At 32.1% G+C, this 12,790-nt stretch carries 14 protein-coding genes; 5 read left to right on the top strand and 9 right to left on the bottom strand.

Translation table 11 applies throughout. The annotated features are described in order from the left end of the window. Window positions 1-13: 13 nt before the first annotated feature. Complete coding sequence (locus tag FNB79_RS01980) at window positions 14-1,291, top strand: cryptochrome/photolyase family protein (protein ID WP_143379703.1); 1,278 nt, start codon at window positions 14-16, stop codon at window positions 1,289-1,291. Between the two features lie 2 nt (window positions 1,292-1,293). Here the strand turns inward: FNB79_RS01980 and FNB79_RS01985 are convergent, their stop codons facing one another. The 6 genes from FNB79_RS01985 to FNB79_RS02010 form a co-directional block, all read right to left on the bottom strand. Then, window positions 1,294-1,971 carry a lycopene cyclase domain-containing protein gene (locus FNB79_RS01985; RefSeq protein ID WP_143379704.1) on the bottom strand — a complete coding sequence of 226 codons (678 nt, stop codon included), beginning with the start codon at window positions 1,969-1,971 and terminating at the stop codon, window positions 1,294-1,296. Further along, window positions 1,968-2,429 (bottom strand): sterol desaturase family protein, encoded by a 462-nt coding sequence (locus tag FNB79_RS01990; protein WP_143382536.1) that lies wholly within the window; start codon window positions 2,427-2,429, stop codon window positions 1,968-1,970. The genes FNB79_RS01985 and FNB79_RS01990 overlap by 4 nt, the downstream gene beginning before the upstream one ends. Before the next feature lie 2 nt (window positions 2,430-2,431). Beyond that, window positions 2,432-2,854 carry a hypothetical protein gene (locus FNB79_RS01995; RefSeq protein WP_143379705.1) on the bottom strand — a complete coding sequence of 141 codons (423 nt, stop codon included), beginning with the start codon at window positions 2,852-2,854 and terminating at the stop codon, window positions 2,432-2,434. A 28-nt stretch (window positions 2,855-2,882) separates the two neighbouring features. Then, entirely contained in the window at window positions 2,883-3,719 is an 837-nt protein-coding gene (locus FNB79_RS02000; protein WP_143379706.1) for a phytoene/squalene synthase family protein, read from the bottom strand. A gap of 2 nt (window positions 3,720-3,721) precedes the next feature. Continuing rightward, complete coding sequence (locus FNB79_RS02005) at window positions 3,722-5,185, bottom strand: phytoene desaturase family protein (protein ID WP_143379707.1); 1,464 nt, start codon at window positions 5,183-5,185, stop codon at window positions 3,722-3,724. A 126-nt stretch (window positions 5,186-5,311) separates the two neighbouring features. Further along, window positions 5,312-6,328, bottom strand: a complete 1,017-nt coding sequence (locus FNB79_RS02010; RefSeq protein ID WP_143379708.1) for a fasciclin domain-containing protein — start codon at window positions 6,326-6,328, stop codon at window positions 5,312-5,314. A gap of 149 nt (window positions 6,329-6,477) precedes the next feature. Here FNB79_RS02010 and FNB79_RS02015 point away from each other — a divergent pair, with 149 nt between their 5' ends. Then, window positions 6,478-7,377 (top strand): MerR family transcriptional regulator, encoded by a 900-nt coding sequence (locus FNB79_RS02015; protein ID WP_143379709.1) that lies wholly within the window; start codon window positions 6,478-6,480, stop codon window positions 7,375-7,377. Between the two features lie 18 nt (window positions 7,378-7,395). On the opposite strand, the gene FNB79_RS02020 is transcribed toward FNB79_RS02015, so the two are convergent. Then, window positions 7,396-8,217, bottom strand: a complete 822-nt coding sequence (locus FNB79_RS02020; RefSeq protein ID WP_143379710.1) for a DUF2490 domain-containing protein — start codon at window positions 8,215-8,217, stop codon at window positions 7,396-7,398. A 243-nt stretch (window positions 8,218-8,460) separates the two neighbouring features. Here FNB79_RS02020 and FNB79_RS02025 point away from each other — a divergent pair, with 243 nt between their 5' ends. The 3 genes from FNB79_RS02025 to FNB79_RS02035 are packed head-to-tail and all read left to right on the top strand — an operon-like array spanning window position 8,461 to window position 11,150. After that, window positions 8,461-9,336: a DUF3300 domain-containing protein gene (locus tag FNB79_RS02025; RefSeq protein ID WP_143379711.1), complete on the top strand. Its 876-nt coding sequence runs from the start codon at window positions 8,461-8,463 to the stop codon at window positions 9,334-9,336. Between the two features lie 38 nt (window positions 9,337-9,374). Next, entirely contained in the window at window positions 9,375-10,109 is a 735-nt protein-coding gene (locus FNB79_RS02030) for a DUF2092 domain-containing protein (protein WP_185967829.1), read from the top strand. A gap of 30 nt (window positions 10,110-10,139) precedes the next feature. Beyond that, entirely contained in the window at window positions 10,140-11,150 is a 1,011-nt protein-coding gene (locus FNB79_RS02035) for a DUF6515 family protein (RefSeq protein WP_143379713.1), read from the top strand. A 76-nt stretch (window positions 11,151-11,226) separates the two neighbouring features. Here FNB79_RS02035 and FNB79_RS02040 read toward each other — a convergent pair whose 3' ends face one another. Together FNB79_RS02040 and FNB79_RS02045 are read right to left on the bottom strand one after the other, a co-directional pair. Further along, window positions 11,227-12,177, bottom strand: a complete 951-nt coding sequence (locus FNB79_RS02040) for a TIGR01212 family radical SAM protein (RefSeq protein ID WP_143379714.1) — start codon at window positions 12,175-12,177, stop codon at window positions 11,227-11,229. A gap of 112 nt (window positions 12,178-12,289) precedes the next feature. Beyond that, window positions 12,290-12,775 (bottom strand): MepB family protein, encoded by a 486-nt coding sequence (locus tag FNB79_RS02045; protein WP_246073313.1) that lies wholly within the window; start codon window positions 12,773-12,775, stop codon window positions 12,290-12,292. Window positions 12,776-12,790 lie beyond the last annotated feature (15 nt).

The following is a 12,790-nucleotide window of genomic DNA, read 5'->3' on the forward strand; positions in this document are numbered from 1 at the left end:
TAATACTTGGTTTATGACATATACCTTATTTTGGTTTAGACGCGATTTAAGATTAACCGATAACACCGCACTTGTTGAAGCCTTAAAGCACAGCAAAAACGTATTGCCAATTTTTATTTTTGATGAAAATATTTTAAATGAATTAGCAGCAGATGATGCCCGAGTAACCTTTATTTACAAAAAATTAGAGCTTATAAATTCGGAATTAAAATTACATAAATCTTCACTATTATGTTTAAAAGGAAACCCTTTAGAGGTTTGGAAAGACCTAATAAAAGATTATAATATTGATGCTGTATATACCAATACAGATTACGAACCTTATGCCAGAACTCGAGATGCTGAAGTTGAAACACTATTAAAAACTCACAACATCACATTTCATAATTTTAAAGACCATGTTATTTTTGAACCTCAGGAAGTTTTAAAACAAGACGGACAACCTTATACAGTGTATACACCTTATAAAAACAAATGGTTAGAACATTTTAACGGTGTCACTCTAAATACAGATATACAATTTAAAAACTTACATCAACAGCAATTTGATTTTCCAAGTTTAAAATCTATCGGATTTAAAGCCTCCACTAAAGCGGTCAGAGCCTATCAGCTGGAACACGTTAGTGAATATGCTAAGTTTCGCGATTTCCCTAATAAAGATATTGGCAGCTATTTAGGGCCTCATTTACGTTTTGGCACAGTAAGTATTCGTGAAATTATTTCAGAATTGAAACCTGAGGACAGTACGTTTTTAAGCGAGCTAATTTGGAGAGAATTCTTTATACAAATCTTATTTCATTTTCCGCATGTAGTGCACAACAATTTTAGAAGTAAATACGACGATATTGCATGGCGAAATAATGAAGAAGAATTTAAACTCTGGTGCGAGGGTAAAACCGGATACCCAATGGTAGATGCTGGAATGCGACAATTAAATAAAACGGGATATATGCATAATCGGGTACGTATGGTAACCGCTGCTTTTCTGTGTAAACACTTACTGATACATTGGACTTGGGGTGAAGCGTATTTTGCTAAGCATTTGCTTGATTACGAATTGGCTTCAAATAATGGCAATTGGCAATGGTCTGCTGGAACAGGTTGTGATGCGGCACCATACTTTAGAATTTTTAATCCGATAACTCAATTAGAAAAATTCGATAAAAATCTTGAATATGTAAAAACATGGATTCCAGAATACGGCACAGATAAATATCCTGAACCTATAGTAGAACATAAAGAAGCTCGAATGCGCGCACTAGACACTTATAAAGCAGGAATAAAAGATTAAATCTATCTCGATTTAAAGTATCTAAATCCTTCAATATTTAAGAATATAAGGAGTAACCCATATATACTATCTTCAACAGGAATAGTGAATAACCGAATGCCCATATTTTCAGCATCATTATACCAAACAATAGGAGCTTCTAAAAACGACCCCGTAAGCAAACCATTGCTTGCAAAAAAGAATGGTAGTATAAATAGATAAGTGAGATAATGATAGGATAAATCAACCTTTTTCAATTTTAGATAGCCTAAAAACAAAGTTGTAAAACCACAAGCTGTTGCGGTATACCAATGCTCTAAATAAAACATAGTAAGCAGACCAAAAACTAAAATTAACACGTTTGTAATTTTAGTTTGAGTATGTTTAAAAGGAGATGTTCTAACAAGATAGGTAAAGGCAAAATAAGAGAACACACAACAAAACGGAATACAAATAAAGAATAGAACTTCCTCTAATGGTAAATTAGCTATATATAGTCCTGTTAAATACTCTGGGTTAAATCCCCAGACTTCCATTTCTGTAAATGCATAATCCCAAATTAGAAAAAATATCGTAATTAAACTATTAGCTTTAAAAAAAGCCGGCCAATGTTTATAAAAGGCATGTTTGGGATAAAAACTTGCAATAAGCGGGATAGATATACAAGCAAAATCTATTAACAAATACGTAAACGGCTTCATTTTTTCTTGTATTGCTCATGGTATTTTTTTGGAACGTTTAGCATGCCAAAACACTCGCCATCTTCTTTTCCTAAATGCTTATGATGTACTTTATGCGCCTTTCTTAACGCAATTAAATATTTGTTTTTGGTTTTACTGAACCATTTAAAACGTTGGTGTATTAAAACATCATGTACTAAAAAATAAGCAATGCCGTAAAACATAATTCCTAACCCTATAAAAAACAAAACGTTTAATTCTGGGCGTATACCAAAGTAAAGTAATGCAATACTAGGAATGGCAAAAATCACAAAAAATGCATCGTTCTTTTCGAATACATGTGGATATTTAGGCTGATGATGGTCGGCATGTAAATACCATAAAAAACCATGCATAATATATTTATGTGTTAACCACGTAATGCCTTCCATTATTAAAAATGTGGCCAATGTTACAATAATATATAATACTATTTGCATCATTAATTATCTGTATGTTTTTTAATATTAAACAACATAATTTGTTTATAATCCTCGCTTAAATTGGCTGTACCAATATGTGTATTTATAAACGTACGGTCTTCTTCAATATTATCGTAATTTAAAAATCCTGGTGCATTAAGTTGGCACAATAACCGTACATACCGAGCTTCAATATTATTAGGGTTTTTAGCAATATAATCTTCTAAAATTTGTTTACCCGCTTTAAAATGATTTAATTTTCTAAAGGGCCAATTGGTATATTCCGCCTGCCACATTGTGGCAGACGCCAAATAAGGCGTTTTTAAATCGCACGCTACATTATCCATATCTGAAATAAATTTTTCCAAGGCCTCTTCTGAAAGAATGGCGTGAAAATCTGCTCGAATTTCAGGCATAGTGTTACAATCATCTTGAGGATTCATAGTTAAGAAGAATAGGATAATTAGAGTTTTAAATAACATTGAGTTTGTATCTTATATATGCTTTGGTTAAAATAACCAATTTTAATGGATTTGAGATACGAATTCGTTCATATAATAATCGTTTAGAATCTAAACGTTTTAATTTGTGCAATAATTTTAAATAATACTTATATGCCAAATACACACCCAATCTGCTTTCCATAGGTAATTGCACTATACCTTTGTAAGCTTCATTAAAATCAGATTCTATATCTTTTATAATATCTTCTTTAGCCATATTTGTTAGTCCGTTTTTATTTACATTCGGAAAATAAGACCGTCCCAACACTTCTGTATCGTCTTTGATATCTCTTAAAAAGTTTACTTTTTGAAAAGCAGAACCCAAATATTTGGCAGAATTTTTTAAAGCATTAAACTGAGCTTCGTCGTTATTTACAAACACGCGCAAGCACATTAATCCAACGACATCAGCAGACCCATAAATATAATTTTTATAAGCTTCGTCTGTATCATATTCAGTTACCTTTAAGTCGCACTCCATTCGTTTAAGAAAATCTTCTACATACGTTTGTAAGTTATAATTTCTTACAACCTCTTGAAAAGCATTAATTATAGGATTTAAACTTATTTTACGTTCTAATGCCTTATGATAATCGGCTACAAATTCGTAAAATAATGCTTCTTGATTGTATGCTTCAAAAGAGTCTACAATTTCATCGGCATAACGTACAAAACCATAAATAGCGTAAATATGCGGACGTATAGATGGTGCAAATAATTGAATACCCCAAGAAAATGAAGTACTATATTCTTTAGTAATTATTTTACTACATTTTAAACTAGATGTGTCGAAAAGTGCCTTCATGTTTAGGAGTATTTTAAAATTAATTCGCTAACAATTTTACCAGAAATAAGAGATGGAGGAACTCCTGGTCCGGGTACAGTTAATTGTCCGCAGAAATATAAATTATCTACTTTTTTACTTTTTAATTTAGGGCGTAACACATGTGTTTGTAATAGTGTATTTGCTAAACCATATGCATTCCCTTTATATGAATTATAATCGTCTTTAAAATCATTTACACAATAAGATTCTTTAAATAAGATATGCGACTTTATATCGATTCCTACTGTATCTTCTAATCTGGTCATGAGTTTATCAAAATAGTTTTCTCTAATCTCTGGCGTATCTTCAAGGTCTGGTGCTATTGGCATTAAAAAAATCCCAGCTTCCTTCCCCATTGGAGCAGATGAAGCATCTGTTTTACTAGGAAAACTGGCATAAAACAACGGTTTTTCTGGCCACGTTTTTGTATCGTAAATCGTTTCGGCATGGGTTTCAAAATCGGTATCAAAAAATAACGTGTGATGTGTAACGTCATCCAATGTTTTATCGAAACCTACAAAGAACAATAAAGCAGAAGGTGCAAAAGTTTTTTTATCCCAATACGATTCTGAGTACTGCTTATAGGCCTTTGGCAAAAGTGTTTCGGTATGATGATAATCGGCTCCACTCAATAAAACATCGCAAGGATATTCTTCTGCTTCAGTAGACACAGTGTGTACGCATTTATTTTCAACATTAATAGCTGTGACGCTGCTATTCGTTTTAAAAGTAACACCCAAACTCAATGCTAGTTGTTCTATCCCTTTTACCACTTCGTACATACCGCCCATAGGATGCCAAGTTCCTAGTTTAAAATCGGCGTAATTCATGAAGTTGTAAAAAGAAGGTGTATTACTCGGTTTGGCACCAAGAAATAACACCGGAAATTCTAGTATTTTTTGTAGCGACTCATCTTTAACATAACTCGCCACTTGTTTTTTTATCGTTTTTAAAAACGCCCCAGATTTAGTAATGGTGTCCCAGTTTACAATTTCGAAAAGATGTTCTCCAGGCTGATATACCAAATCTTTAATTGCGATATTATAATTGTCTTCAGACTTGTCTATAAATTTTTGAAGTGCTTTACCGCTATTAGGTTCTACACCCTCAAACGTTGATTTAATTTTTTCTAAATCGTCCGCGATGGCAATCGAATCCTTTTTATTAAAATAAATTTTATAGGCAGGATTTAATTTTTTTAACGTGTAATATTCGGTTGTACTTCTATTAAAATCATTAAAAAAAGAATCGAATACATCGGGCATCCAATAAAATGTAGGTCCGATATCAAATACAAAACCATCTCGTTTTAATTGTCTTGCGCGACCACCAATGGTATCATTTTTTTCTAAAATGGTAACGTCAAATCCAGCTTGTGCTAAGTAGCAACTTGCGGACAACGATGAAAATCCTGAACCAATAATAACAACTTTTTGATTTTGCATAAGTGTTTTAATCTTTAAATAATCCTGCAGCTTCTAAAATGAGCTGCAGGAATACTCACCTTTAACTAACTAATTAACATATTGTTTTACAACCTAATATAGCAATATATTTATATCTTTTGCTTATTAATTTGGTAAAAGCACACGATCTATTACATGCGCAACACCATTAGACCCCAGAATATCTGCAGATAAAATATTGGCAGTTTCTCCGGTAGCATCTTGAATTACGAAAGTATCTCCAGAGGTTACAATATTTATACTATTACCTACATATGCAGTTTCTACAGAAGTTTCTGATAAATCTGCGGCATAGACTTCAGTGGTTATAACATGGTATAATAAAATATTTTTAAGCAAAGCTATTTCTTCTTCTGTATCAAAATCGTCTAAGCTATTATAGTCATCGCCTAGAGCATTTAACAGATTAGCAAATGCATCGTTAGTTGGAGCAAAGACTGTAAAGGGACCTTCACTATTTAAAGTATCTACCAAATCTGCTTTAATAAGGGCTGCTTCTAAAATCGATAAATCGTCTGTACCCACAACAAGATCTACAAGTGTTTGACTGTTTAACATATCTATAATTTCTTGAGGCAATAAAATTTTATCTATAATATGTATAACACCATTACTAGCTTCAATATTGGCTTGTGTTACCATCGCTTCCTCTGTTGTTGCATCTGCGATATACACGCCATCTGTTAAACTTACAGTAATCATTTCCCCTTGTGCAGTAGTAATTTCCTGATTATCTGAGAGCGCACTTGAGTTTACTGCTGCACCCGCAACTACATGGTATTGTAAAATTGTAGTTAACATGGCTTTTCCTTCATCTGTATCAAAATCTGATAAGCTATTAAATCCATCAAGCTGATTTAACAAATCAACAAACGCTTGATTGGTGGGAGCAAATACTGTAAAAGGTCCATCTTCACTTAATGTTTCTACGAGGTTACTATCTGTTTCTGAATCAGCTAAAAGTAAGGCCGATACTAAATTGCTTAATTCTGGAGTGTCTTGAGCAATTTCAACAATATTTTGACTAGAACTCATGTCTGTAGCATCGTCATCATTATCACACGCTGTAATTACAAATAGTAAACTAAATAAAACTCCAAAGTATTTTAATTTTGTTTTCATGTCTATGTTTTTTATTGTTATTGTTTTACAAAACTATAATAATATTTTATTTTGTCAAACTTATTATTAAAATAATTAGACAAACGTATTTTATTAAATCCTTTTAAAAGTGCTTTTTTTGTTTAACTTTGCATAACAAATACTTAGACATGAGTAATTACACTATGGCACAAATCGTGTCTTTAACCGGCATAAAATCGCATACTTTAAGAAAATGGGAAAGTAGATATAACTTTTTAGAGCCTTTACGCACAGAAACAAACATTAGATACTATACTGATGAGCAACTAAAAAAATTATTGAACATTAGTATATTAACTCGCAATGGTTTTAGAATTTCAAAGATTAATGAAATGTCTGAAACAGAACTACATAACGAAGTCTCTAATATTTTGTTAGAAGGCTCTGCAGAAGATGAAATAAGCGCTTTAATTTTAAGTGTTATGACTTTAGATGAAGATGAATTTGACAAAACAGTAAATGCCGAAATTCTTAAAACAGGCTTAATAACTACAATAACAGGTCTTATATATCCATTCTTAGCACAAATTGGAGTGCTTTGGGGTGTTAATAAAGTTATGCCTGCACAAGAACATTTTATATCTAATTTAATTAGACAAAAAATATTTACGGCCATAGAGCTTTTACCTAAACCTTTAAAAAACGCACCTAAAGCCGTGTTATTTTTACCAGAAAATGAGCATCACGAAATTGGGCTATTATTAGCTTCATTTATCGCACAAAAAATAGGGTGGCGTGTGTATTATCTTGGACAAAATGTTCCAGACGAAAATATAAATATGGTGACCGAAATTACCAATCCAGATGTACTTGTAACCATGTTTATTACCCATTCTTATAAATCTGTAGCACAGAAACTAAAAAAAATCACATCTGAAATAAACTTACCACTAATAGTCTCTGGATATATTGAACATCCTAACCTCTTAACATCTATTTCTAATTCAATTCATTATTTAAGCACACCAGAAGATTTTGTGCCTCTCCTAAAAACAATTGCAAAGGAGCGTATTGTATTTAGCGATTAAACCTTAAATTTTATAAGTTTATTTAAAGGTTTTTATTATTCTAAAACGAAAAACAATATCGTTGGTTCTTTCTAAATTTTCCGGATTATAGTCTCCACCTTGCTGCGTGTAATGATATGCAAGACTACCTTCAACCTTAAAGTCTGGATTAAATTGATAACCCAATCCCGGCGTTAAACGAATTACATCATTAAATTGCGATGCGCTCACTAGATTAAAAAAACCCTCTATGGCAACAGGTATATAAAATCCTTCACCGGCTTCAAACCACACCCCTTCTAGATTAAAAACTGCTTTTATTTGATATCTAAATCGCAATCCAAAAATTTGATTCTCAGGATCACTTGAGAACACAAAACGTTCTTCAAGTCTAAATAGTTGTTTAAAAACAATTCTAGGTGTTAAATCTATTCCAAGTTCATAGCCTTGAAGAGGTCTAATTTCAAAAGACCCATAATCGTCGTTATCTTTGGTCGTTAAAATAAAAAAGTTTGTACCAAAAAATAGTTTCTCGGAATGGTTAAATCTTTTAAAAAGAAGTTTTTCAAATTTTTTCTCAAAATTAGCTTTAACTATAAAACGGTGCCAACTTTTAGGGCTAATGGTTCTATACCCAAAATTAGCAGTAATTTTTTGACCATCTCCCATACTCCAAGACGGATCTAAATCAAACCAAATTTGTCTTGTAAATTCATTATCTTCTGTATCAGCATCTGCACGTTCCTGTGCGGTAGATTGTTGTAGTGCTAAAATGAAACATAATCCACTAAAAATACATTTTAAAAAAGCATTAATCTTTAAATTCTTAAAAGGGTCAATATAAGCTAATGTATTGCGCATAAGATATTAATTTACTTGAGCTTTTAAAAATTACCCTCTTTACTTTTTTACTATATATTACTATATTAACGTATTACAAACATACTTAAGATTAAGTAATTTTAAAACTTAAAATTTAAGTAGGTTTTTAACATTCCTATTCTATTGAATTTATTCAAAATTTTAAGAAGTTATTAAGAAACTAAAATTTTAATTTATATTTACCTCAATTTCTATTTTTAAAAAGTTAAAAACAAGCATTTTATGAATATTAAAAGAACCCTTTTTGGTGTCATTTGTTTGGTTTTTATAACAAGAACAAAAGCACAAGAAACCACCACAACTACAGTATCTGCTGCCAATACAGATATTAGTTATAACTTAAATTTAGAAGCTGTAGCTTCTGTTTTTGGTGAATCTAAAGATTTAGAAGATTTTGAAAAACAATTAAATGATCCTGATGCTAAAATTTCAAATTTAGATTTAAATGAAGATGGAGAAGTAGATTATTTAAGAGTTGTTGAAACATCTAAAAATACCACACACGTTGTTACATTACAAGCAGTTTTAGCAGAAAACGAATTTCAAGATGTTGCTACTATTGATGTAGAAAAAACTGGAGAAGATACTCAAGTAATCATTACTGGAGATGCATACATTTATGGCCCTAATTATTTTATAACGCCATATTTTGGTGTTGCACCACCTATTTTTGGCTGGTTTTGGGGACCATTTTACAGCCCATGGATGTCTCCTTGGTATTGGGGCTTTTATCCTCCTTACTTTAGACCTTGGCGACCTTTTCCACCTCATGTATATCATAACCATGTACATGGCCATATCAATACTAAAAACAGATATAATCATGATCATGTAAAGCGCAATCACGAAGCAAAACGGTTACAAAAATCTGTTAGCCATAAAGATCTTCAGAAAAAATTCCCTGAAAAATCTTTTAAAAACAGAAATACAAACCTTACAAATAAACACGATTTTAATAACCGCTCTAATATTAACCGTACAAACACCAGAAATTTCAATAAAACATCAACAAGACCTTTTACTTCGCCGTCCAGAACAAGTTCTTTTGGTAGAACCTCTACTGGCCGTATGAGCGGATTCAGAGGATTTAGACGATAATTTTTTAAACCAGCTATAATCATAAAACAATGAAAAAAATGAAAAAATACATTACAATGTGTGTTCTTGGTATTTTGCCTTACGTAACGTTAGCTCAAAATGAGGACAAAAAAATTGATTTGGATGCCATATTGCTTTTCGATCAGATGGGAGAAGCTATAGGCGAGTTAAACTCGGTGTCTTTTCACCTTAGTACAATTACAGAAGAACCTGGCACAGACAAGGACATTAAAAAACTTTATAATGAATGTGATGTAAAAATGGTAGGTCCGGACAAAATGAGTGTAAAACAACACAGCATGGACACACACAGTGCTTATTATTACAATGGTAAAGTAATTACTTACTATTCTTTTAAAGAGAACAACTATGTTACTGTAGAAGCACCAAGTAATATAATTGATATGATAGATTTTATGCACGACAATTTCTCAATGGATTTTCCTGCTGCAGACTTTTTCTATCCTACATTTACAGATGATATAATTGAAAATTTTAATTCCATTACCTATATAGGCTTAGAGCTTCTTGGTGGTGTAGAGTGTAACTTAGCAAAAATTGAAAATGAAAATGTAAGTGTAAAAATTTGGATTTCTGCTGAAGACCATACCCTTCCTAAACAATTTGAAATTACATATAAGAAAAAAGACAACTTAAAATTTCAGGCAACATTTAGTGACTGGCAACTTAATCCTGAATTAAATGATGATATTTTTGAATTTGAACCTCCTACAAGTGCTAGATTAATTAGCGTTTTAATAGCTAAATCTTAAAACTAACCAATAATTTAAAAAACTAATCTCATGAAAATTCAAAATATACATACTCATATAAAAATTGGTTTAGTTGTGTTTTTATTAGCATTTCTTAACCCTATAGACTTACAAGCGCAACGTTTTAGTCGTGGCGGAGGCGGAGCATCTCGTGGTGGCGCAGCTACACATCGCTCAACACCATCTAGATCAAGTAATATATCTAGATCATCGGCTACACGCCAAAAATCTAGTATTAATGGTGGTTTTAATAAATCGTCTTCTAGAAATATTTCTAACAAAAAAACCAGTACAGCGTCTAAATTACCATCTAGAACATCTAATTCTGGAATAAAATCTAAAACCACAAGCAGAAATAATACTTCAAATATTGCAAACAAAAAAACCTCTAATATTAAGAACAAATCTGGGAATAAAATTAATATAGACAACAGTAAGAACAACGTTAATATAAATGTTAATAATAGCAGAAATATACACCAGAACAATTCTAGAAACACACATGTAAACCATAGTCCTAGACATTATAATCGTCCGCCTTACAGATACGGCGGAAGAGGATATTATTGTCACAGACCTTATTACTATCACCCATACAGACCTTTTTATTGGGGACCAGCATGGCATCCTTGGGGCTATTTTATAACAACTTTAGCAGCTACAGCGATAATTGTTAGTGTAGAAAACCAGCAGTATCACTATGATAACGGAGTATACTATGTTGCAGAAAATAACGGATATACTGTTGTACAAGCTCCTGTTGGTGCCACTGTAAAAACATTACCAAAAGAAGCAGAAGTGGTACAGGTTACAGAAACCACTAACAATTATTACTATGGTGGTGCATATTATGAAAAAGATGCCAATGGTTACACCGTTGTACCGGCTACAGCAGGAACTATAGTTCCAAATTTACCTGAAGGAGGTGAAGAAATAAAAATAGGAGACCAAACCTATGTACAATTTGGAGATACTTACTACCAACCCGTACAGGTAGATGGTAAAGATATGTATGAAATTGTAGATGTGAAGGAAGAATAAATATGCTCTTCTAAGTTATAATTAAGCGCTCAAATTATGTTTTGAGCGCTTTTTTTTTACCTGAAGATTTGCTAAGCTATGATACAAGCAAAGCTTCTGCATTGTAATTTTTGCCTTGCCAGGTATTAAGTTCTGTAAGTTTTCGATCTATCTTATTTACAATCTCAAAATTCTTAAGTTTACCCCATTTAGGTGCAATAAGCATTGCCTGTGGAGCATGACTTATAAAACGTTCAATAATAATATCAGGCCTTAAAAGACTAACAAATTCCGCCACAAACGCTATGTAATCTTCTTGTGTAAATAAATTAAAATATTCAGGATTGTGTTTATATTGGTATGCCATAACTGTTTTATTGACAATCTGAAGGTGGTGTAGCTTAAGAGTATCAATAGGTAATTCAGAAATTAATCTTGCATGATCTAATAATTCTAACCTAGATTCTCCTGGCAAACCTAGAATTAAATGCGCTCCTAAATGTATCCCCTTATTTTTACATCTTTGAAAAACGGAAATACTATCTTCAAACGTATGGCATCTGTTTACTCGTTCTAATGTTTTATTTAAGGTTGTCTCAACTCCAAATTCGAGTGCTATATAATGTGTTTTAGATAGTTGAGACAAATAATTAATTATAACATCGCTAATGCAGTCTGGCCGCGTTCCTATAACCAAACCTACAACTCCAGAAACGCTAAGCGCCTCTTCATACATGGCTTTTAAACTATTAAAATCCGAATATGTGTTCGTGTAAGCCTGAAAATAGGCTAGATATTTTTGCGTTTTATATCGACTATGAAATCGAGAAATACCTTCTTTTAATTGTGAAGTAATACTTCGACTAGGCTGACAATAATCTGGATTAAAAGAATCGTTATTGCAATAAGTACAACCCCCATAACCTTTAGTTCCATCCCTATTGGGACACGAGAAACCAATATCTATTGATATCTTTTGTACACGTGTTCCAAACCTAGATTTTATGTAAGATGAATAATCTAAATACCGTTTTCCTGTAATTTGCATAATCTTAAAATAAAGACAAAACTATCGGAAAATTAGGTATTAGAATATGACAAAAGTTAGACTTGGAGAAAATAAGAATCTCACTAAACAACTCTATTTTACACCTATAAATTTAAATTGTATAGCGTTTATTTAACAAATCAATATCTATTGGTGTAATCAAAGACACAAAATAATTTAACTGCCAAGATTGTGTTTGTTTTGCTTGGTTATTAGTTGGTACAACCCAAGACGGATATACTCTAAATCCTCGTTTTCCAGGTTTTATAGCAGAATGAACCAACCCTTGCTCTAAACCAACAGCTTTAGGAATTATAAATTGCCCAAAGCGCTCCCTATCATGCACATTAATCACATAGAAATCGAAAGCATCATCTTCACTAAAAGGGACTGTAACACCCTCTGCATTTCGTTTCCAAAACGTTACAAATTGCCCTTCTTTTTTAGGAGTTGCTTTTGCTGTTCTACAAATAACACGTGTATTGTTTAACTTAAAAGTACACGCCTTATATGCACGGCCTTCTTCTTCTAATTCAAAATTAGTAAGCTTAAAATTACCTTTCTCTAAAATAGCTTGTGGTAAGAATTCTTGATTCAATGTATCTAATTTAAA

This window comes from Formosa sediminum, assembly GCF_007197735.1.
Taxonomy (GTDB): Bacteria; Bacteroidota; Bacteroidia; order Flavobacteriales; family Flavobacteriaceae; genus Formosa; species Formosa sediminum.

Excerpts from the sequence above, each read along its gene's own strand:
- FNB79_RS01995 (WP_143379705.1), bottom strand. The coding sequence starts at position 2,854 with ATGAATCCTCAAGATGATTGTAACACTATGCCTGAAATTCGAGCAGAT.
- FNB79_RS02015 (WP_143379709.1), top strand. The coding sequence starts at position 6,478 with ATGAGTAATTACACTATGGCACAAATCGTGTCTTTAACCGGCATAAAA.
- FNB79_RS01985 (WP_143379704.1), bottom strand. The coding sequence starts at position 1,971 with ATGAAGCCGTTTACGTATTTGTTAATAGATTTTGCTTGTATATCTATC.
- FNB79_RS01980 (WP_143379703.1), top strand. The coding sequence starts at position 14 with ATGACATATACCTTATTTTGGTTTAGACGCGATTTAAGATTAACCGAT.
- FNB79_RS02035 (WP_143379713.1), top strand. The coding sequence starts at position 10,140 with ATGAAAATTCAAAATATACATACTCATATAAAAATTGGTTTAGTTGTG.
- FNB79_RS02005 (WP_143379707.1), bottom strand. The coding sequence starts at position 5,185 with ATGCAAAATCAAAAAGTTGTTATTATTGGTTCAGGATTTTCATCGTTG.
- FNB79_RS01990 (WP_143382536.1), bottom strand. The coding sequence starts at position 2,429 with ATGCAAATAGTATTATATATTATTGTAACATTGGCCACATTTTTAATA.
- FNB79_RS02040 (WP_143379714.1), bottom strand. The coding sequence starts at position 12,177 with ATGCAAATTACAGGAAAACGGTATTTAGATTATTCATCTTACATAAAA.
- FNB79_RS02025 (WP_143379711.1), top strand. The coding sequence starts at position 8,461 with ATGAATATTAAAAGAACCCTTTTTGGTGTCATTTGTTTGGTTTTTATA.
- FNB79_RS02020 (WP_143379710.1), bottom strand. The coding sequence starts at position 8,217 with ATGCGCAATACATTAGCTTATATTGACCCTTTTAAGAATTTAAAGATT.
- FNB79_RS02000 (WP_143379706.1), bottom strand. The coding sequence starts at position 3,719 with ATGAAGGCACTTTTCGACACATCTAGTTTAAAATGTAGTAAAATAATT.
- FNB79_RS02010 (WP_143379708.1), bottom strand. The coding sequence starts at position 6,328 with ATGAAAACAAAATTAAAATACTTTGGAGTTTTATTTAGTTTACTATTT.
- FNB79_RS02030 (WP_185967829.1), top strand. The coding sequence starts at position 9,375 with ATGAAAAAATACATTACAATGTGTGTTCTTGGTATTTTGCCTTACGTA.